Source organism: Cutibacterium sp. LaCa_255 (assembly GCF_057458005.1).
This window is the reverse complement of sequence record NZ_CP190956.1, coordinates 1,747,148-1,766,436: the sequence shown is the minus strand read 5'-3', so window position 1 is coordinate 1,766,436 and position 19,289 is coordinate 1,747,148. Positions and strand designations below refer to the sequence as shown.

Genomic DNA, 19,289 nt, shown 5'->3' with positions numbered 1-19,289 from the left:
TGTTGAGGAGTCCCATGTCCCCGTCTCGAACATATGTCCATCCTGACGCGTCGGAGATTCTCCTTCCGCGGGTTCTCTATGCGTTGAGTGATCCGATTCGTCTTGAGATGGTGCGCCGCCTGTCGCTGGTCGAGGAGGCAGACAGCCTTGACTTGGCGGATGATCTGCCGCGCTCAACCTTGACGTATCACACCCGTATCCTTCGGGAGAACGGGATCACCTTTACCCGCTCTCAAGGCAGGTCCTGCCTGATTTCGCTGCGCGCCCGAGACCTCAACGACCGTTTTCCGGGTTTACTCGACTCGGTCCTTGCCGGCTTGGCGGCCGACGTCTCCCGTGAGGACTCAGCCTCGTGATCGGCAGGTTGTGGCCTTATTTTGTGGGAACCGTCGCCCTCGGTCTCGATGCTTATGTCATTGCAGGCATGTTGCCCAAGATCGCATCGGATCTCGGCAGCAGTTCGGGCACGGTCGGGCTGGGTGTTGCGGCCTTCACAGCTGCCTACGCGATATCTGGGCCTGTTCTTGCAGGTGTTGCTGGCAGGCGGGCCGCTCGGTCACTCCTTCTAGCGCTGTCCCTCTTCGTAGCATCAAACATCATCTCCGCATTGGCGACGACAGTTGCAATTTTTATCGCGTCGCGGCTTCTTGCAGGTGCTGCGGCCGGTGTTTACTCTCCACTGTCGTCGGCGGTGGCCGCACACAGCGTTTCGGCTGACCGGAGGGGACGCGCGTTGTCCTTGATCCTTGCGGGTTTGGCATGCGGCACTGTGTTTGGGGTTCCGCTCGGGCTGATGGTGGCTGACTGGGCCTCGTGGAGGTGGACCTTTGGCCTCATCGTCGGGGTCGGGCTATGCGCGATGCTGGGAATAGGTCTGCTTGGTCGTGGCCGGATAGCGAATGTGGAAACCCCCTCTGCGGGTGCACGCTTTGCGACTCTCGGCAAGGCGTCAAACGTGGTTACCATGCTGGTGACTCTATGTACCGGGATCGCTTCACTGGGGCTGTACACCTATTTCATACCTCTGCTTGACGGCCTGGGCCTGAGTTCGGCCCATGTATGGCTGATATGGGTGTGGGGGATAGGTGGTGCCATAGGTGCATTGTTTGTAGGTCGTGTGGTTGACGCGGCACAACGTTCGACTGCCGTGACGGCCTTGATCACCGCATTGCTCTTACTCGCATTCCTGATACTGGCCTGGAACCCATCGGTCATCGTTGTGGCCATGAGCATTTTGTGCTGGGGGATGCTGGGGTGGGCGTCACTCGCCCCTCAGCAGCACACCCTTATGGTGGACAATCCCCATGATGGCACGACAGCCGTTGCCGCAAACGCGTCGGCAAATTATTTGGGATCGGCGATTGGATCGATGGCTGGCGCGGCCCTGGTTGACCAAGGATTCGTCGGTGAAAGCCTGGCACATGTCGCCGCAATCCCGGTCATTGTTGCGTTCCTGCTTCAGCTTGTGCGAATTCGGATGTCGACATGACGCGTCATTGTGTGGTTTCCCGCTGGCGGGCATAGCGTCCCGCCAGCACTCCGCAAGCGATGAGCTGGGCCAGGTGGAAGATCATGAGGGGCAGCACGATGAGACCGACCGGCTGTCCCGCGAACAGCACCGTCGCCATCGGTAGGCCGGTGGCCAGCGATTTCTTGGTGCCGCAAAACTGTATGGCGATGCGGTCGTCACGGTCGAAGCCGAGCCATCCGGCTCCTGCCCAGGTCAACCACAGCATGAAGAACAACAGGACCAGGCATATGAGGGTCAGGACGATCATCGATGCCGGTGACACCAAGGACCACATGTGCTCGCGCATACCTTCTGAAAATGCCGAATAGACGACGAGGATGATTGACCCCTGATCGACAAATTTGAGTGGCTTACGGTGCCTTGTGACGAAATCTGCGGTCCACCGACGTGACAGCTGGCCCAACACAAACGGCAGCAGCAATTGGATGATGACATCAAGAAAGCTTGACGCCTGAATCGTCAGCCCGCCGCTCGTCGACATCATGAGGAGGGCCAGGACGGGGGTGAGGAAGGTCCCCAAGAGATTCGACGTGGTTGCTGCAACGATGGCCCCCGCGACGTTGCCGTGGGCGATTGAGGTGAAGTTGATCGACGACTGCACCGTCGAGGGCACCAGGCAAATCCACAACATCCCGACGTACAGGGTTTTGGGTATCGCCCAAGGCACTAGGCCGTGCATTGCCAGTCCGACGAGCGGAAAGACGACGAAGGTAGAGACCAGGATCGCTCCCTGTAATTTCCAATTCTTGAGACCGTCGAGAGTTTCGCGGGGTTCCAGCCGGGCACCATAGAGGAAGAACAGGATAAAAATAAGGACAGTGACGCCGTGATCGACGACGGGTACAGCCGGCCCCGTGGCAGGAAAGATCGACCCAATGATGGCCGTCACGACGATGGCGATGACGAATCCGTCGATGGGCAGCTTGCGGCGTGGCTTGGCGGAACTCACCTGCCCACGATAGCCACCGGTAGGTTGGAGCGGTGGCAACGTTCATAGACATCGACGATCCGGCCGACTCGCGCCTGGCCGACTACGTCAGCTTGCGCGACGTCAACTTGCGAAAGTCCTTGGAGGCTGAGCATGGGCTCTTCATCGCGGAGGGGGCCAAGGTCATCCGGCGCGCTTGTGAGGCGGGGTACCCGCCCAGATCATTCCTGCTGGCTCCTCGCTGGATCGACGGTCTGCGCGATCTCTTCGACGACCTTGACGTCGAGGTCTACGTCGTCTCCGAAGCCCTGGCCGAGCAGGTGACCGGGTTCCACGTCCACCGTGGTGCTCTGGCGTCGATGTGTCGACAGACCCGCTGGAGCGCCGCCGATCTCACGGATGCTCGCCGACTGGTGGTGTGCGAGGACATCGTGGACCACACCAATGTCGGCGCGATCATCCGGTGTGTCGCAGGCATCGGGTGGGACGGTGTCCTGTTGGCCCCCCGCGCTGCCGATCCGCTCTACCGTCGAGCCATCAAGACGTCGATGGGAACCGTCTTCCAGCTGCCCTGGGCCAGGCTCGAGGACTGGTCAGGTGGTCTCGACGAGCTGCGAAACCATGGCTTCACGGTGGCGGCAATGGCCCTGAGTGACGACTCGGTCACCCTGGACGAGTTCTCCGCGGACCTGCGAGCCAACCCACGGAAGGTTGCCCTGCTCATGGGCACTGAGGGGGCGGGTCTGTCGTCCCACTGGATCAGTCAGGCCGACGTCGTGGTGCGCATCCCGATGGCCGGAGGAGTGGACTCCCTCAACGTCGCAGCAGCCGCAGCGGTGGCCTGCTACGAGTTGCGGGACGTCACGCCCTCACGAATCAGCCCTTCGGGGTGAGCGGCCAGTCGTCGGGGTAGAGATGGGCCACCTTGTCGTGCTGCTCGTCGAGCTTGCGACGTGAACGCTTGGAGAGCCGGTCCCCGAAGACGACTCCGTTGCAGTGGTCGGTCTCGTGCTGCAGACAGCGGGCGAAGAAACCGGTTCCGGTGACGGTGATGTCGTTGCCCCAGGGATCCTGGCCTGTGCAGGTGGCCAGGTCGGGGCGGGCCAGGGACTGGAATCCGCCGGGCCAGGAGAGGCAGCCTTCGTCAGCCGCCTCGAGGCGGCGATCGCGTCCCTCCGGCAGGGTGACGACCGGGTTGCAGAAGGCACCATGGTGGACGATGTTGTCGGCGTCCGGGCAGATGTAGACGAACAGAGACAGGTCAACCCCCACCTGGGTTGCGGCCAGACCCACACCGTCGGCGGCGTCCATGGTGGTGAACATGTCACGAATGAGGGTCGTCAGGTCCTCGTTGAACTCGGTGACGGGGCGGGTCTGGGCGTGGAGAACAGGCTCCCCCCACCGGGTGACCCGGCGCAGGGACCCACCTTTGAACAGATCCTCCCAACGGGGGTCGTCATTGGGGGTGTGCTTGCGCATGGCTGATCTCCTGAGGTTGATGAATGTCCGGGGGTGATTGTCTCACGAGTGGGCAGGTGCCCGTGATCACCCGATGGTTGGGCCGACGAGCACCCGCATGACCCCGGGTTGGTCGATGGTGGTCTCGACCTGCCACTCGCCGGTCTGGTCGTCGCGGCAATGAATCGCGATGTGGCCCTCTTCCGGCAGTGCGGCCCAGACTCGGGTGCCGCCCTGCGTGGTCACGGTGATGTCACGCGGATTGGCCCCGGTGCCGTCGAATTCGTCAACCAGTTCGAGTCGTCCGAACCGGCCTTCCAACACCCCGACACTTCCCACCAGACGGTTGGCGACGAAGTGTTGGCCATCCGGGGAGGACACGATTGCAGACGGCTGGGCAGGTGCTTGGGAGGGATAACCTCCCCGAGAAGGGACCTTTGACCACCGCGATGACGGCGTCTCGGTGACGAATCGCCAATCCCGAGCCCACATGTCGTGTCCGGTGGGCCGGGACCAAGTGCTAACCGTTCCGGACAATTCTCCGGCGACGGTCAGGATCTGCTTGCGGCCGTCCTCGGTGAGGGTGAGGTGACGAGGGCCCATACCGGCAGGGGTCTTGAGAGAACCGATGATCTCAGGACCAGCCTCGCTCCAGCGCAGGAAACAGACACGGTCGGCCCCCAGGTCGGTGACGGCGAGGTGAGCGCGATCCAACCAGGTCACCTGGTGGGCGTGAGGCCCTTCCTGACGGTCAGGCAGCGGGCCGGGGAAGGCGCGGTCCTGGCCCAGATCCAGGACGTGACGAACCGTCGGCCGGGTCAGGTCCGACAGATCCACGAACTCAACCTGACCGGAGGCGTAGTCGGCGATCGCCATGAGTCGACCGGTGGGATCGACGGTACCGTGACAGGGCGATTGGCCTTCCAGCTCGACGGTTCCGACAACCTGGAACTGGCGTCCGGGGTGGACTAGCCACAGGGTGCTGTCACGTTCGCAGAGCACGGCAACCACGTTGTACAGCGGCGTCACCCAGGACGCATCCCCGAGCTGGCAGCTGCCGACGATCTCGGTGTGGAGCCCGTCGGAATCATCGGTCAGCTGCCATGCGGTGATACCTCCAACTGAGACATCGGTGGTGCGATGGCAGGCAAGAACTGGGGTGAGGGCCATGATTGGCAGCCTACTCACGATGAGCCTTCCATAAGGCCACATGACGCAGGACGTGGGGTTGTCCACAAGCAATGACATCCAATGTCGTGTGGTTGTCCACAGGCCAGAAAGATGATGGCGGATGTCGCGGGCTCGGACGACAACTGAAGATGTGAGGAAATCTGTCTGTATCAGTGTGTTGATCATCGTCATCGGGACATGCCTGTTGGTCTTGCCTGCCCCTACGCGCAGCGTTGCGGCTCCGTCCGCGGAAGCTCTGTCGTGGCGAGCACGACCGACAGGTGATCGTGGCGTGCCGGCCCGGAGGCGTCCTCCCGTGCCCGGTCCCGTCATCAAGGGGTTCGATCCTCCGGCCAAGCCGTGGTTGCCCGGCAGCCGTGGGGTGGAGTTCTCGGCATCGCCGGGGGAGCCGGTGAGGACCGTCACAGCTGGGGTCGTCGTCTTCGCCGGACAAGTCGCCGGCACCGGGGTGGTCAGCATCATGTTGCCCGACGGACGGCGGACCACCCACATGCCGGTGGTTCCTGTCGTGGCGGTCGGTGACGTCGTCATTCCCGGTCAGGTCATTGGGCTAGTGGGCGTGGGACCACCATGTTCCCGGACTTGTCTGCACTGGGGACTCAAGAAAGGAACTGAGTATCAGAATCCGATGACCCTGTTGGACACCGAGGTACGTCTCCTGCCAATGCAGGGGCGAGCTCGGGTGGTGTCGGTCAGACGGGACCTTCGCCATCCCTTGGAGCTTCCCGGCGCGAAACCTCGTATGAGGTCTGCCGGTACGTTGATGCCGCCATGGCTGGGAGCCGGTCGTGATGGGGTGCTCCTCGTCGACGACCAGGTGGCTCGGGCCGTGACCCGAAGGGGTCACGCCCTGGGGTGAGCCTGACGAAAAGCCGTCCGTAGTCTCTCGGTGGATACGTGCGTGTAGATCTGAGTGGTGGCCAGTGATTCATGTCCCAGCATGTCCTGGACGGTTCGTAGATCAGCTCCGCCCTCCAGAAGGTGCGTCGCCATGGCGTGACGCAGTCCGTGGGGCCCCAGGTCGGGGGAATCCGGTTCGGCTCGCAGATGGGTGTGAACGATGCGTCTCACCACTCGTTGATCGATCCGACCACCACGGGTGCCGAGGAAGAGTGCCCTTCCAGAGGTGGAGCAGACCCATTCCTGACGACGCCCCAGCCATTCGTCGACAGCGCGCAGCGCGGGCCCTCCCATCGGCACGGTGCGTTGCTTGTTTCCCTTGCCGGTCACTCGCACCGTCTGGCGAGAGCGGTCGACGTCACCCAGGTCCAGACCACACAGCTCACCGACGCGCAGGCCGCCTCCGTAGAGCACTTCCAGGATGGCGGCATCACGGGCACCCTGCGGTGACTCATCGCTGCGCGCCTCGGCAACCGCATCGTCAAGGATGTGGCGTGCCTGCTCGACGCCGAGGGTGGTCGGCAGACGTTTCGGAGCCTTGGCCGAGGACAGGGCGGTCGTCGGGTCTCCGTCGATGAGCCCCTCGTTGGATGCCCATCGGAAGAAGACCCGCGCCGCTGACCAGCGGCGCTGCATGGTGGCCGCCGTTGCGCCAGCCAGCCGGGTGTCGGCCAGCCAGGCTCGCACGCGGGCCGTATCGATGTGTCCGATCGAGTTGACACCGTGGTCGTGCACGTGCTCCATGAGGTCGGTGAGGTCAGCCCGGTAGCTACGAATGGTGTTGGGGGAGCGATGCAGGGTTGCGAGATGATCGGAGAAGTCCTCGATGGGCACCGAGAGCGCACTCGGAAGGCGCGGGGAGTCAGGGCGGGGATTCATCGATTCCCACTGTGGCCTGTCACTGTCGGGATGACGAAGTGGACACGCGGAGGTGGTTGAGGATTGAGCAGATGTATGGCGGTCATATTGCTCGCGAATCGGACGGTTGGAGAGAGATATCGAACAGTCGGATAGAGGCAGTGGAGCCATGACGTGACGGATCGGTACGCCGCGGCGTGGGTCGGATCAAGAATCAGCTGTGCCAGTGTGCACGGTGAGGTGTCGGAGATAGTTGGCTGGCATGTTACTCGAGTTATGATGTGGCCTTGACGCCATATACTAATCCGGTTTAGCGTAGTGTTACTTTCACCGCTGAAAGGACCACTATGAAGCGACTACTTATTGCTGGTCTGGCTGTCATCGTTGGACTCGGAGGGATTGTCGGCTGCGGGTTGACTGCGCAGGCTGACGACAGCGTCGCCCCTGTCGGGGATCGGGTGTTAGCGTCGGCCCAGCCCCGCAATGCCGGTCATCGTCTGCAAGACATCCGTACCTGGAGTCCCCAGACTGACCCATACGCCTCCTATCTGCGAGCTCAGGTTCCGCTGCAGTCGCGCATCGCCCGCGACCCTGGCACTCAGATTCGCCGCAACCTTGACGGTAAGGCCGAGGTTATGCTTATGCAGGGCGACTACGGCAACTCATTTTTCGGGAATTTCCGGAATAATGATGGATTTGCGAACAATGTCCTTAATTTCTGGCAGTACGTGGACTACTGGAGTCCTTGGCATGGCTCTGCGACAGCCCGCACTCCTGAAGCGTTGTATGATCCCGCCACCAGTGATTGGCGCACCCGCAACTTCGAGTTCGGTATTGTCGACATCCCGAATGCCGCCTACACTAACGCTGCCCATCGCAATGGTGTTAAATCCATCGGCACGATCTACTTTGACCCGGCGTTTCGTCCCGGTCTCACGTTTGCTGAGGCCTTTGATAAAGATCCGAATTCTGAAGGATACATTATTGCCGAGAAGTTGGTCGAAATGGCACGTTACTTCGGTTTCGATGGGTACTTCCTTAATGAGGAAGAGGGTAACCTTCGAGATCCTCGATTCAAGCCTTTCATGAGCTACCTGACGTCCAAAGGTCTCTACACACAGTGGTACACGAATTCTTCGGGTAGCTTCTCGACATCGAAATCCAACTTGCTTGATCATGGCAAGATCATGGATTCAGTGTTCCTAAACTACACGTGGCCAGGCTCTCAGGACCAGTCGGTTGTCGCTGCCAGGGCCAGCGGATATGATCCGCACAAATCACTCTTCTTCGGAGTCGAAGCTAATCAGGCTCGGTTCGACGGGAAACACCCGTCGGCCTCCCGGCTTCCGAGTCTCTACAAATCTGTTGAGGATCACAGTCCGAAGGCATCGGTTGCCCTCTTTACCCCGAGCGATATGTACCAGCGGGGACTGGCGGACGATGTTAAACCCAAGAATGTCAGTAAGTCCATTCCGCTGTTCCAGCAGGATTCCTATCAATGGATGGTTTCTGAACGTGAAAGGATGTACTTTTCGGGAGTTGCATCTAACCCGCAGGACACCGGGTCACACCCAGGGCATTCCCGGCCTGAGGTTGGCGTCAAGGACTCCTCATCATGGGTTGGGGTGGCCGACTTCACTCCGGCCAGGTCGGTCATTTCGGGGTCACGCTTCCACACTGATTTCAATACCGGTCACGGCATGCAGTGGTACCACGATGGCGAGGTCTCCAACTCGCGCTCATGGACCAACATGGATGCCCAGTCCATCCTGCCGAGTTGGCAGTGGTGGATTGACACCAAAGGTTCCCGACCATCGGTTGATTTCGACTACGGCCCGACCGAACAGCGTAGAAGCGTCGACGGCGTCTCGATGAAGACCCCCTACCAACAAATCGGGGGATGGAGAGGGGGCTCATCCCTCGTCGTCCACGGTGACATGAGTCGGCAAACGACATTGAAGCTGTTCAAAACTCGGCTGGCGGTGGGCGGCAACACTACGATGCCACTCACTTTCCGCAAGAGTTCGGCGAGTGGAGGGGCCATGAAGGTTGCCCTCGTCTTCGCTGATCACCCCGGGCAGGTCATCAACCTCGCGGTGCCTCAGAGTGCTGCCCGTGGGCAGTGGACTACCTCCACCCTTGACCTAGGGCGGTTCGCAGGGCGAACTATCACCACCATCGGTCTTCAGTTTGACCCCTCGTCTCACTACCAGATGAACATCGGCTCGATATCGGTACGTGACGGTGCCAAGGCGCCCGAGGCTCCCAATCGGGTAAAACTAGACAAGGTGTACGACGATGGGCAGGCCGTCTTGTCGTGGCAGACCGCACCCTTCGAGGACGTGTCCGAGTATGTGGTGGACGCTACTGGATCCGATGGCAAGACTGTCCACCTGACATCGGGATATACCGATCTGGCCTATGTCAAGAAAGTTCCCGACGCTAGGGGAAGGGTGACTTTTGCGGTGCGTGCTGTCGGTCACGACGGTCAGGTCTCGAAGCCTACGACGGCCGTCTTTGATTACTCGACCCAGCCGCGTCGTATCAAGGTGGCTGAATCTCCCACGGCCTCGAAACTGCTCACGGAGGCGGCCACTCCGGGCAATCTCGATGTGTCGTGGGACCCGAAGGGCCTTGCCGGGACATGCCGTATCCACGTCAGCCTCGTTGATATCGCCCCTGGCGAGATTGACAATCAGCCATATGGCCTGACAGTTCCCTGCTCCACGGGGTCAGCCACGGTGCCGGTGCCTGTGCGCGAGGGATATCCCTACGACCTGACGATTAGCTCGGATAAAGACCAAGGGCTGTCGTATAGGGGGCGGACCCACGATTCGTGGGCTGCCCCGGTGACCCTCAACGACATCGTCATTGACGAGGATCATTCCGGGTTTCACATGCGCAATCTCACCTCGCCCGACTGGTACCAGCTTGACGTGGCATGGCAGGGAATGGACGGTACGTCCTCGCTGATCACCAAGATTCGTCGTGGAGGTTCGGTGCGCGGAGGCTGGGGTGCCAGTCCTACCACTGACGATCCGACAGCTTTTCACCGTTTTCCAGCAGCCGACGGAACTCTCGTGACGACTGTCACCGATTATGCCGGGAACACAACAGTTCAGAGGTTCATGATCAAGGGTTACGGTCTAGTGATACCGACCATCAAGCCATCGTTCACAGTCAGGGGCAAGGGCACCCAGAAAGTCACGGCGGGGCATGAGATTGACCCGGTCACCATGACGGTAAGCGCAGCAGCGCCGTTGTCATGGCGGATCCGTGGGTCTTTACCCGATGGACTGTTGTGGCGTAGTGACATGTCCGGTGATGGACTGACGCCTCTCAGTGGGACGTTATCGGGCAGCCCGACAGCTACTGGAACACAGAGAATTGTCGTCGAGGCGACCGATGTGTACGGAAATAGTGCTAGCGAGGAGGTCGTCGTGGAGACCGTTGCCGCCCCATCTACGTCGTCTACGGCACCTAAGCCAACAGGCGCGTCTGGTGAGACGTCGAATACTCCAATCGTTACTGCCCCGCGTATTCCAGACACAAACACAACAGGTATGGGTCGCTCGCCGGTCGTGACATCACATTCGCAGTGGCATGAAACCATGCGGAAGGAACGCCCCAGCATGATGCCCCACACCGGCTTCTGACGGCGGGCGCCCTGCTGTCCGCGTAGCGGCAGGGTGATGGCGGTGTTGGATGACGGCGTTGACGGTGTCGTCGCCCAACACCATTGGTTGCACACAGTCCGCTGTCATGAATTGGCCCAATCTTCGATCAGCGTCATAAACTAGACACGCAGTCCGGACTCTTTCGGGCTGACTTCGCATGCATCGATGTCATCGACACCGGACGCCCACGGTCCTGCCACGGCAGGCGGGCGAACGGTGATGCATCAGGAGGTGACGCAATCCCGCGTCGCCGCACAACCGTTTGGCACACCCGTGGTGTGCCCTGATGAGGAAGGACACGGTCATGGCCGTCGTCACCACTCGCCAGCTCCTCGAGAGCGGCGTTCACTTCGGACACCAGACCCGTCGCTGGAACCCGAAGATGAAGCGTTTCATCTTCACCGAGCGCAACGGCATCTACATCATCGACCTGCACCAGTCGCTGACCTACATCGACAAGGCTTACGCCTTCGTCAAGGAGACTGTCGCCAAGGGGGGCCAGATTCTCTTCGTCGGCACCAAGAAGCAGGCTCAGGAGTCCATCGTCGAGCAGGCCAGCCGCGTTGGCATGCCCTACGTCAACCAGCGTTGGCTCGGCGGAATGCTCACCAACTTCCAGACCATCTCGAAGCGCATCGCCCGACTCAAGGAGCTCGAGGCCATGGACTTCGACAAGGTCTCTGGCTCCGGTCTCACGAAGAAGGAGCTGCTCATGCTCTCCCGTGAGAAGGACAAGCTGGCCAAGGACCTCGGTGGCATCCGCGACATGCCGAAGACTCCTCAGGCCATCTGGGTTGTCGACACCAAGAAGGAGCACCTCGCCATTGACGAGGCTCGCAAGCTCAAGATCCCGGTTGTCGCCATCCTCGACACGAACTGCGACCCGGACGAGGTCGACTACCCGATCCCGGGCAATGACGACGCCATCCGTTCGGTGTCCCTGCTGACCCGCATCATCGCCGACGCCGTCGCCGAGGGCCTCATGGCTCGCTCCTCCGCCAAGTCCGGTGACCAGGCTGCCGAGGCTGAGCCCATGCCTGACTGGGAGCGTGAGCTCCTCCAGGGTGGAGACGCCAAGGCTGAGAACAAGACCGAGGCCGAGGAGCCGAAGGCCGACGCCCCCAAGGCCGACGAGGCCGAGAAGTCCAACTGAAGTTCGCCCACGCCTAGACAGGACTGAGATTACCCATGGCTATCACTGCTGCTGAGGTCAAGAAGCTGCGCGACGCCACCGGCGCCGGCATGATGGACGCCAAGAAGGCACTCACGGAGGCCGACGGCGACTTCGACAAGGCCGTTGACATTCTGCGCGTCTCCGGCGCTGCCAAGGCCGCCAAGCGTTCCGACCGCGAGGCCAGCAACGGCCTGGTCGCCGCTGCCGGTACTTCCCTGGTGCACATCGGTTCCGAGACCGACTTCGTCGCCAAGAACGAGGAGTTCATCGCCACTGCCAAGGAGATTGCCGAGGCCGTCGATAAGGCTGGAGCCGACTCCAAGGACGCCGCCAACGCCGCCACCCTGGCCGACGGCACCACCGTCGCCGACAAGCTCGCTGAGCTCGCCGCCAAGATCGGTGAGAAGATCGAGCTCGCCAACGCCGCCCACGTCGACGGCAACGCTCACGTCTACCTTCACCGTCGTTCCCAGGACCTGCCCCCGCAGGTCGGCGTGATGGTCGAGTACGAGGGTGGCGACAAGGAGGCCGTGCACGGCGTCTGCCTGCAGATCGCCGCCATGAACCCGCGCTGGCTGTCCCGTGACGAGGTCCCCGCCGACGTCGTCGAGCACGAGCGCACTGTCGCCGGCGACATCGCCCGCGAAGAGGGCAAGCCCGAGAAGATCATCGACCGCATCGTCGAAGGTCGTCTCAACGGCTTCTACAAGGAGAACTGCCTGCTCGACCAGCCGGCCATCTCCGACGACAAGAAGTCCGTCGCCCAGACCCTTGAGGCCGCTGACGTCACCATCAAGCGCTTCGTGCGCTTCTCCGCTGGAGAGTGATTCCTTCCCGGCACGAACCGGGGATGACTGACACGAACGGCCCCACCACGTGGTGGGGCCGTTCGTCGTTCCCAGACTCGAGGGTTCGCTGGAGTTCAGAGGTCCCGGGCCACCCATGACGGGATCCCCCCGGTAGTGAATGCCGGTCGAGACCACGGTGAACTGCGGCGGTAGCCATCCTCGGGCTAAGCTGAAGTGACGCATCCCGCGTCAATGTCCGCCGACCAGGAGAGATGATGCCAGAGCGCTACAACCGAGTTCTTCTCAAATTGTCCGGAGAGGTTTTCGGAGGGGGAGGAATCGGTGTCGACGCCGATGTCGTGGCCGCCAAGGCCCGCGAGATCGCCGATATCGCCAACAGCGGCGTCCAGGTGGCCGTCGTCGTCGGAGGTGGGAACTTCTTCCGTGGAGCTGAGCTTCAGCAACGCGGCATGCAGCGTGATCGCGCCGATTACATGGGCATGCTCGGCACTGTCATGAACTGCCTCGCCCTTCAGGATTTCTGTGAGAAGGCCGGAGTCGACACCCGCGTCCAGACCGCCATCACCATGGGCCAGGTCGCCGAACCGTACATTCCCCGCAAGGCCGAGCGTCACATGGAGAAGGGACGAGTTGTCATCTTCGGCGCTGGGTCCGGGATGCCGTACTTCTCGACCGACACCGTTGCCGCGCAGCGAGCCCTCGAGATCGGCGCGGATGCCCTACTCATGGGCAAGCAGGGAGTGGACGGCGTCTACGACAGCGATCCCAAGACTAACCCGAACGCCCACAAGTTCGATGAACTGACCTACGACGAGTTCCTGTCACGTGACCTCAAGGTCGCCGACGCCACCGCCGTCGCCATGGCCAGGGACAACGATCTGACGATGGTCTTCTTCAACCTCGAGACCCCGGGCAACATCGCCCGTGTCATCAATGGTGAGGAGATCGGCACCACCGTCCATCGCTGAACCATCGAAGACACACCAAGGAAGGACTACACAGTGAGCGACATCATCAAGGACGCCGAGAAGAAGATGGGGTCAGCGGTCGACCATGCCCGCGAGGAGTTCGCGGCCATTCGAACCGGACGTGCCAATCCCGCCATGTTCAACAAGATCATGGTCGATTACTACGGCGCCCCCACCCCCCTGCAGCAGCTCGCCAGCTTCCAGGTTCCGGAGGCTCGCACCGTCCTCATCGCCCCGTTCGACAAGAGCTGCGTCAACGAGGTCGAGAAGGCCGTCCGCGACTCGGATCTGGGCGTTAACCCCTCCAATGACGGCAACGTCGTGCGTTGTGTCCTGCCGGCCCTCACCGAGGAACGCCGCAAGGAGTACATCAAGATGGCCAAGGGGAAGGCTGAGGAAGGCCGTATCGCCGTCCGCAACGTCCGTCGCGCAAGCAACGACATCGTCAAGAAGCAGGAGAAGGACAAGGAGATCTCCGAGGACGAGATGACTCGTCTGGAGAAGGAGCTCGACCAGGTCACGCGCAAGTACGTCGAACAGATCGACGAACTCCTGAAGTCCAAGGAGAGCGAGCTCCTCGAGATCTGATCGGATTCGGGATGGACAACTCGCAGCAGAAGGCCACGGCCACACGTACCCCACGTGCCGGCCGTGATCTTCCTGCTGCCATCACCACGGGTGTGGTGCTGTGCGGGGCCGTCATCGGCACCGTCGGGTGGTGGCACTGGGGGTTCGTCCTGCTGATGGCCCTTGCTCTGGTGGCCGGAGCCATCGAGCTTCATCGAGCGATGGCTCGACTGGGCATGGATTCTGCAGTTGTGCCGATCTGTGTCGGCACCGTGGTGATGGTCATCGGGGCCTACGCGGCCTCGACGATGGACCTCCACATCCTGCCCAACACCTTCCTCGTTGCCACCCTCGGGGCGACGACGGTCGCGGCGATGGCATGGCGTCTGCCGCGCGGTTCCGACGGATTCGTCGAGGATGTCGCGGCGAGTCTGTTCACTATCGCCTACCTGCCTCTGCTGGGCTGCTTCGTCCCACTCATGATGGGAGACGACGGAGGCAGTCGTCGCATCGCCACCTGGATCCTCAGCGTCGTCGCCTCCGACACTGGCGGCTATGCCATCGGGGTGCTTTTCGGCAAGCACAAGATGGCTCCGATGATCAGCCCCAAGAAGAGCTGGGAGGGATTCGCCGGATCCGTCATCACGGCGGCCCTCGTCGGATGGGCCTGTCTGGGCGGCCTGCTCTCAGCCCCGGCCTGGGCCGGTTTGCTCCTCGGCGTGGTTCTCGCGTTCACTGGGACTGCGGGAGATCTCGTCGAGTCAATGATCAAGCGCGATGCCGGTATCAAGGACATGTCGAACTTTCTGCCCGGCCACGGCGGAGTGATGGACCGGCTGGACTCGGTGCTGTTCTCAGCACCCTTCGCATGGCTCGTCATGTCCCTGGTGCTGTGACCGAGCTTGTGCCTGTCATCTGATCGCGCCGGGGAACCTCGCAGCCACCGTGAACGGATCCATGGTGGCTGACCTCAATTCTGAGAGGAATGTCGTGACCGACCCTGAACCTGAGCGTCCGAGCCTGTCTCCGTCGGGACTGGTGCTGCCCACCACACCGCTGGCCGAGAAGGAGATTCCGGTTGTGGTGCGTACCCCGAAGCGCACCAAGCCCCCCCGCCACTGGATCGATCTGAGCGTCGAGGAGAGGGTGCAGGCAGTCAAGGATCTCGGTCTGCCGGCCTTCCGCGCACGCCAGATTTCCACCCACGTCTTTGACCGTTGGGAGGTTGACCCCACCGAGTGGACTGACCTGCCCAAGTCAGCCCGTCAGGAAGTCGCCGACGCATGGTTCCCGACCCTGTTGACCCAGGTCTCCCGGCAGTCCTGCGACCGTGGCATGACCGTGAAGACTCTGTGGCGGCTACATGGCGGGGCGCTGGTGGAGTCGGTTCTCATGCATTACCCAGCCACCCATCATTCTGCGGCTCGCACCACCTTGTGCATCTCCTCCCAGGCCGGCTGCGGCATGGCCTGCCCGTTCTGCGCGACCGGGCAGGGCGGTATCCAGCGCAACATGTCCACCGCTGAGATCGTGAGCCAGGTGCTGGCAGCCAACCGTCTCATCGAGGCTGGAGAGGTTCCCGGGGCCAGTGGCCGAGTTCACAACATCGTTTTCATGGGCATGGGCGAGCCGATGGCCAATTACCGTTCGGTGCTCACTGCGATTCGCACCTTGACCGCTGGGGGGCCCGACGGGGTTGGCATGAGTGCCCGGGCCCTGACGGTCTCTACCGTTGGTCTCGTGCCGCGTATCAAGGCGCTGACCGAGGAGGGGATCCCCGTCACCCTGGCCGTCTCCCTGCATGCCCCCGACGATGAGTTGCGTGATGAACTCATCCCGGTCAACCGTCGTTGGAAGGTCGACGAGCTCCTCGATGCCGCCTGGCAGTACGCGGAGAAGACCAAGCGTCGGGTCTCGATCGAGTACGCTCTCATGAAGGACATCAACGACCAGGCTGACCGGGCCGCCGTGCTGGCTCGCCAGATTCGTCGTCGTGGTGACTGGACCTGGGCTCACGTCAACCTCATCCCGCTCAACCCGACCCCGGGTTCGCGCTGGACGGCGTCACGCCCGGAGGATCAGGATGCCTTTGTCGAGATCCTGGAGCGCTGGAAGATTCCGGTCACGGTGCGCGACACCCGAGGCTCCGAAATTGATGGCGCATGTGGTCAGTTGGCTGCTGTGGGGCGCTCGGAAGGTTTGGGCAACTAGTCCATTGGGTGAGCCAGGGGGATGGCTCAGGGCGATGTGGTGCGAAAATCAACCGAAGGACGTCTGCACATGAAGGAGGTCGCTGGATGGATAGCCAGCTCGAGGACGCCTACGAGGCGGTGCTGAAGCGCAATTCGGGGGAGGCCAAGTTCCACCAGGCCGTACGGGAGATCTTCGAGTCCCTCGGCCCGGTGCTCGAGAAGAACCCGCAGTACGTCGAGGCAGCAGTCCTGTCGCGTATCTGCGAACCGGAGCGTCAGATCATCTTCCGGGTCCCGTGGGTCGATGACAAGGGCAAGGTGCGCATCAACCGTGGTTTCCGTGTCGAGTACTCGTCGGTACTGGGGCCGTACAAGGGCGGACTGCGATTCCACCCCTCGGTGTACCTGGGAACCATCAAGTTCCTCGGTTTCGAGCAGGTCTTCAAGAATGCGCTGACCGGCATGCCGATCGGTGGTGCCAAGGGCGGCTCGGACTTCGATCCGCACGACGCCTCCGAAGGTGAGGTCATGAGGTTTTGCCAGTCGTTCATGACCGAGCTCTACCGTCATCTCGGTGAGCACACCGACGTCCCTGCCGGTGACATCGGCGTCGGTGGCCGTGAGATTGGTTTCCTCTTCGGCCAGTACAAGCGGATCACCAACCGTCACGAGTCCGGGGTTCTCACCGGAAAGGGACTCACCTGGGGTGGTTCCCTGGTGCGCACCGAGGCCACCGGCTACGGCGCGGTCTTCTTCGTCCAGCGCATGCTGGCGACCAATGGAAGGTCCTTGGACGGCCTGCGAGTCACCGTCTCCGGGTCGGGCAACGTCGCCATTTACGCCATCGAGAAGGCCCAGGACCTCGGTGCGACGGTCGTCGCGTGCTCGGACTCCAACGGGTACGTCGTAGACGAGAAGGGGATCGACGTCGCCCTGCTCAAGCAGGTCAAGGAGATCGAGCGGGCACGCATCAGCGAGTACGCCGCTCGCCGCGACTCGGCCACCTTCCACACCGACGGCTCGATCTGGGACACCACGGCTGACGTCGCCCTGCCTTGCGCGACCCAGAACGAGCTCAATGGCCAGGCGGCCGCCACGCTCATCCGGAATGGTGTGGTTGCCGTGGCCGAAGGTGCCAACATGCCATGTACCCCCGAGGCTGTGCACGCCTTCCATGATGCCGGTGTCCTCTTCGCTCCCGGCAAGGCCTCCAACGCTGGTGGCGTGGCCACCTCGGCCCTGGAGATGCAGCAAAATGCCGCGCGCGACTCCTGGGACTTCGACGCCACAGAGGCCCGCCTGCAGCAGATCATGGCTGACATCCATGATCGCTGCATCGAGACCGCTGACGCCTATGGCCACCCAGGCGACTACGTCATGGGTGCCAACATCGCCGGATTCACCAAGGTGGCGGACGCCGTCATCGCGATGGGTGTCGTCTGAGCGAATCCATCGCACCTGGTCCGCCGCCGGTGGTAGCGAGATCATGGACGTCAGCAAGGGCGGCACACTCGGTCAGATCGGCCCCTTCCCGAGTCCGGACGGATCCGGTGCCGTCTACTCCGGCTGCTCGACCCTCTCGATCTCGATGTGGGGCGGGCTCATCGATGCGGCTCCGGGTGGACCAAACCAAACAGACCGCGGGGATCGAGGGGGACACAATCCCACTGGATCGTCGTGGAACCCGGCGACATCCGCACAGTCAGGCCGTGGGGACTGGAGATGACGTCAAGTTTCGCGATGAAGGTCTCGCCCTGCCAACCACCGCTTGCCGCGATGTCTATGGAACCCTCACCGACACGGCAGTGACACGTCAGCCATTCGTCATGACCGACGACGAGGTCGAGAGCGGCGTCGAAGATGCCGAACTGGGGTTGGGCGCAGTGCCAGGACATCGCCCAGCCGTCACCGTCACCGCGAGGGGAGACGACAATGTGAGAACCATCGACGATTCCCTGCACCGAGCGCGCCGGGTCGAACTTCCCGGAGACCGTGGGCAGGGTGCGGACAACTTCCTCGGGTTCGGGATCGATCCCCTCCACCAGTGCCGGAACGAGATGATCCCAGACGATCTGCAGAATCGCCTGTTTGTCCCCGGGGCCCTCGCCGACCTCATTGGTCATGACGACGACGGCGTCGACCTCGGGGATGACGAGGGCGAACTGGCCGAAGGCGCCGTCAAGACGGTAGCCGTGGCTCGAGATCCAGGTCTGCCAGCCATAACCCAGTCCCCACTCGGGGCCGGTGAGGCCATCGGATTCGACATGCTTGACGCGGTGCTGCTCGATCCATTCCCGGGGGAGCAGACGCTTGCCGTCATGGATGCCGTCGTCGAGGAGGAGCTGGGCGAACCGACCCATGTCCTCGGCGTCGATGTGCAGGCCACTGAACCCCAACGGAATGCCATCCATGTCGCCGGCCCAGCTGTGTGGCCCACAGCCCAGCGGTTCCAGTACCTCTCGGGTGATGATGGCGTCGACATCCGCCCCGGTGTGTTGACGCACGATCCGAGAGAGCAGCCAGGTGCCGAGGTTGTTGTAGGCGAAGTCGGCCCCGGGACGTCCGGCAGGTTCGGTCGCCAACCACAGCTGAGCGGTTTCGGTGCTGGGAATTCGCAGTACGCTCAGGGGAGGCTCGGTGAGTTGTTCGGGGGAGTGGCCACTCGCCATCGCCAGGACGTCACGGACCCTGATGGATCTGGCCACCGGGCCGGTCTCACCGGTGCAGGAGGTGGGCAACAGGTCGGCCAGGGTGTCGTCGTACCCGAAGGCGCCACGGTCCACTGCGATGCCGACGGCAGCAGAGGTGAAGGTCTTCGAGCAGGAATAGACGAGGCCGGGTACGTCGGGGCTCCAGGGTGCCCAGCGACGCCGCCCGACGACCTGCCCGTGCTGACGGACGATGAGTCGATGGGGGTGGGCCCCGGCTTCTTCGAGGGCATCGGCGGTGATGTCGAGGACACTGTCGATCATGAATCCACTGTAGGGCCGCTGGCCAGGGTTTTGAGGCGACGATTGAACGGATTCTCCCTCGAAT

The 19,289-nt window shown here is 62.2% G+C and carries 16 protein-coding genes and 1 pseudogene; 12 read left to right on the top strand and 5 right to left on the bottom strand.

What is annotated here, in order from left to right; translation table 11 throughout:
* Window positions 1-14: 14 nt before the first annotated feature.
* Together ACP8ML_RS07965 and ACP8ML_RS07960 are read left to right on the top strand one after the other, a co-directional pair.
* Window positions 15-356, top strand: a complete 342-nt coding sequence (locus ACP8ML_RS07965; RefSeq protein WP_065673460.1) for an ArsR/SmtB family transcription factor — start codon at window positions 15-17, stop codon at window positions 354-356.
* Window positions 353-1,489: an MFS transporter gene (locus tag ACP8ML_RS07960; protein WP_065673461.1), complete on the top strand. Its 1,137-nt coding sequence runs from the start codon at window positions 353-355 to the stop codon at window positions 1,487-1,489. Before ACP8ML_RS07965 ends, ACP8ML_RS07960 begins: the two co-directional genes overlap by 4 nt.
* A 4-nt stretch (window positions 1,490-1,493) precedes the next feature.
* On the opposite strand, the gene ACP8ML_RS07955 is transcribed toward ACP8ML_RS07960, so the two are convergent.
* Complete coding sequence (locus tag ACP8ML_RS07955; protein WP_065673462.1) at window positions 1,494-2,480, bottom strand: bile acid:sodium symporter family protein; 987 nt, start codon at window positions 2,478-2,480, stop codon at window positions 1,494-1,496.
* A 32-nt stretch (window positions 2,481-2,512) separates the two neighbouring features.
* Between ACP8ML_RS07955 and ACP8ML_RS07950 the strand changes: the two genes are divergently transcribed.
* Entirely contained in the window at window positions 2,513-3,352 is an 840-nt protein-coding gene (locus tag ACP8ML_RS07950) for a TrmH family RNA methyltransferase (protein ID WP_117188561.1), read from the top strand.
* On the opposite strand, the gene def is transcribed toward ACP8ML_RS07950, so the two are convergent.
* Window positions 3,336-3,938 carry a peptide deformylase gene (def, locus tag ACP8ML_RS07945; protein ID WP_016665755.1) on the bottom strand — a complete coding sequence of 201 codons (603 nt, stop codon included), beginning with the start codon at window positions 3,936-3,938 and terminating at the stop codon, window positions 3,336-3,338. The two genes, ACP8ML_RS07950 and def, sit on opposite strands and share 17 nt — an antisense overlap.
* Before the next feature lie 66 nt (window positions 3,939-4,004).
* On the bottom strand, window positions 4,005-5,087 hold the full coding sequence (locus ACP8ML_RS07940; protein WP_036979503.1) for a lactonase family protein: 1,083 nt from the start codon (window positions 5,085-5,087) through the stop codon (window positions 4,005-4,007).
* 151 nt (window positions 5,088-5,238) lie between these two features.
* Between ACP8ML_RS07940 and ACP8ML_RS07935 the strand changes: the two are divergent.
* Window positions 5,239-5,990, top strand: a pseudogene (locus ACP8ML_RS07935) (peptidoglycan DD-metalloendopeptidase family protein).
* Here ACP8ML_RS07935 and ACP8ML_RS07930 read toward each other — a convergent pair.
* Entirely contained in the window at window positions 5,952-6,887 is a 936-nt protein-coding gene (locus tag ACP8ML_RS07930; protein WP_117188559.1) for a tyrosine recombinase XerC, read from the bottom strand. The pseudogene ACP8ML_RS07935 and the gene ACP8ML_RS07930 overlap by 39 nt on opposite strands.
* Window positions 6,888-7,213: 326 nt before the next feature.
* On the opposite strand from ACP8ML_RS07930, the gene ACP8ML_RS07925 reads away from it, so the two are divergent.
* From ACP8ML_RS07925 to gdhA, 8 genes are all read left to right on the top strand, one after another.
* Window positions 7,214-10,522 (top strand): endo-beta-N-acetylglucosaminidase, encoded by a 3,309-nt coding sequence (locus ACP8ML_RS07925; protein ID WP_117188557.1) that lies wholly within the window; start codon window positions 7,214-7,216, stop codon window positions 10,520-10,522.
* A gap of 325 nt (window positions 10,523-10,847) precedes the next feature.
* On the top strand, window positions 10,848-11,696 hold the full coding sequence (gene rpsB / locus ACP8ML_RS07920) for a 30S ribosomal protein S2 (protein ID WP_016665751.1): 849 nt from the start codon (window positions 10,848-10,850) through the stop codon (window positions 11,694-11,696).
* Window positions 11,697-11,731: 35 nt separating this feature from the next.
* A complete protein-coding gene (tsf, locus tag ACP8ML_RS07915; RefSeq protein ID WP_016665750.1) occupies window positions 11,732-12,544 on the top strand; it encodes a translation elongation factor Ts in 813 nt (270 codons plus the stop codon).
* A gap of 233 nt (window positions 12,545-12,777) precedes the next feature.
* Window positions 12,778-13,494 carry a UMP kinase gene (gene pyrH, locus ACP8ML_RS07910; RefSeq protein ID WP_036975349.1) on the top strand — a complete coding sequence of 239 codons (717 nt, stop codon included), beginning with the start codon at window positions 12,778-12,780 and terminating at the stop codon, window positions 13,492-13,494.
* 33 nt (window positions 13,495-13,527) lie between these two features.
* On the top strand, window positions 13,528-14,082 hold the full coding sequence (gene frr, locus ACP8ML_RS07905) for a ribosome recycling factor (protein ID WP_016665748.1): 555 nt from the start codon (window positions 13,528-13,530) through the stop codon (window positions 14,080-14,082).
* An 11-nt stretch (window positions 14,083-14,093) separates the two neighbouring features.
* Window positions 14,094-14,957, top strand: a complete 864-nt coding sequence (locus ACP8ML_RS07900; RefSeq protein ID WP_063279302.1) for a phosphatidate cytidylyltransferase — start codon at window positions 14,094-14,096, stop codon at window positions 14,955-14,957.
* A gap of 61 nt (window positions 14,958-15,018) precedes the next feature.
* Entirely contained in the window at window positions 15,019-16,272 is a 1,254-nt protein-coding gene (rlmN, locus tag ACP8ML_RS07895) for a dual-specificity RNA methyltransferase RlmN (RefSeq protein WP_051128978.1), read from the top strand.
* An 86-nt stretch (window positions 16,273-16,358) separates the two neighbouring features.
* Window positions 16,359-17,696, top strand: coding sequence for an NADP-specific glutamate dehydrogenase (gene gdhA, locus ACP8ML_RS07890; protein WP_486702907.1), 1,338 nt, complete (start codon window positions 16,359-16,361; stop codon window positions 17,694-17,696).
* Window positions 17,697-17,854: 158 nt separating this feature from the next.
* Here gdhA and ACP8ML_RS07885 read toward each other — a convergent pair whose 3' ends face one another.
* Window positions 17,855-19,225 (bottom strand): serine hydrolase domain-containing protein, encoded by a 1,371-nt coding sequence (locus ACP8ML_RS07885; protein ID WP_016665744.1) that lies wholly within the window; start codon window positions 19,223-19,225, stop codon window positions 17,855-17,857.
* Between the last annotated feature and the right edge of the window lie 64 nt (window positions 19,226-19,289).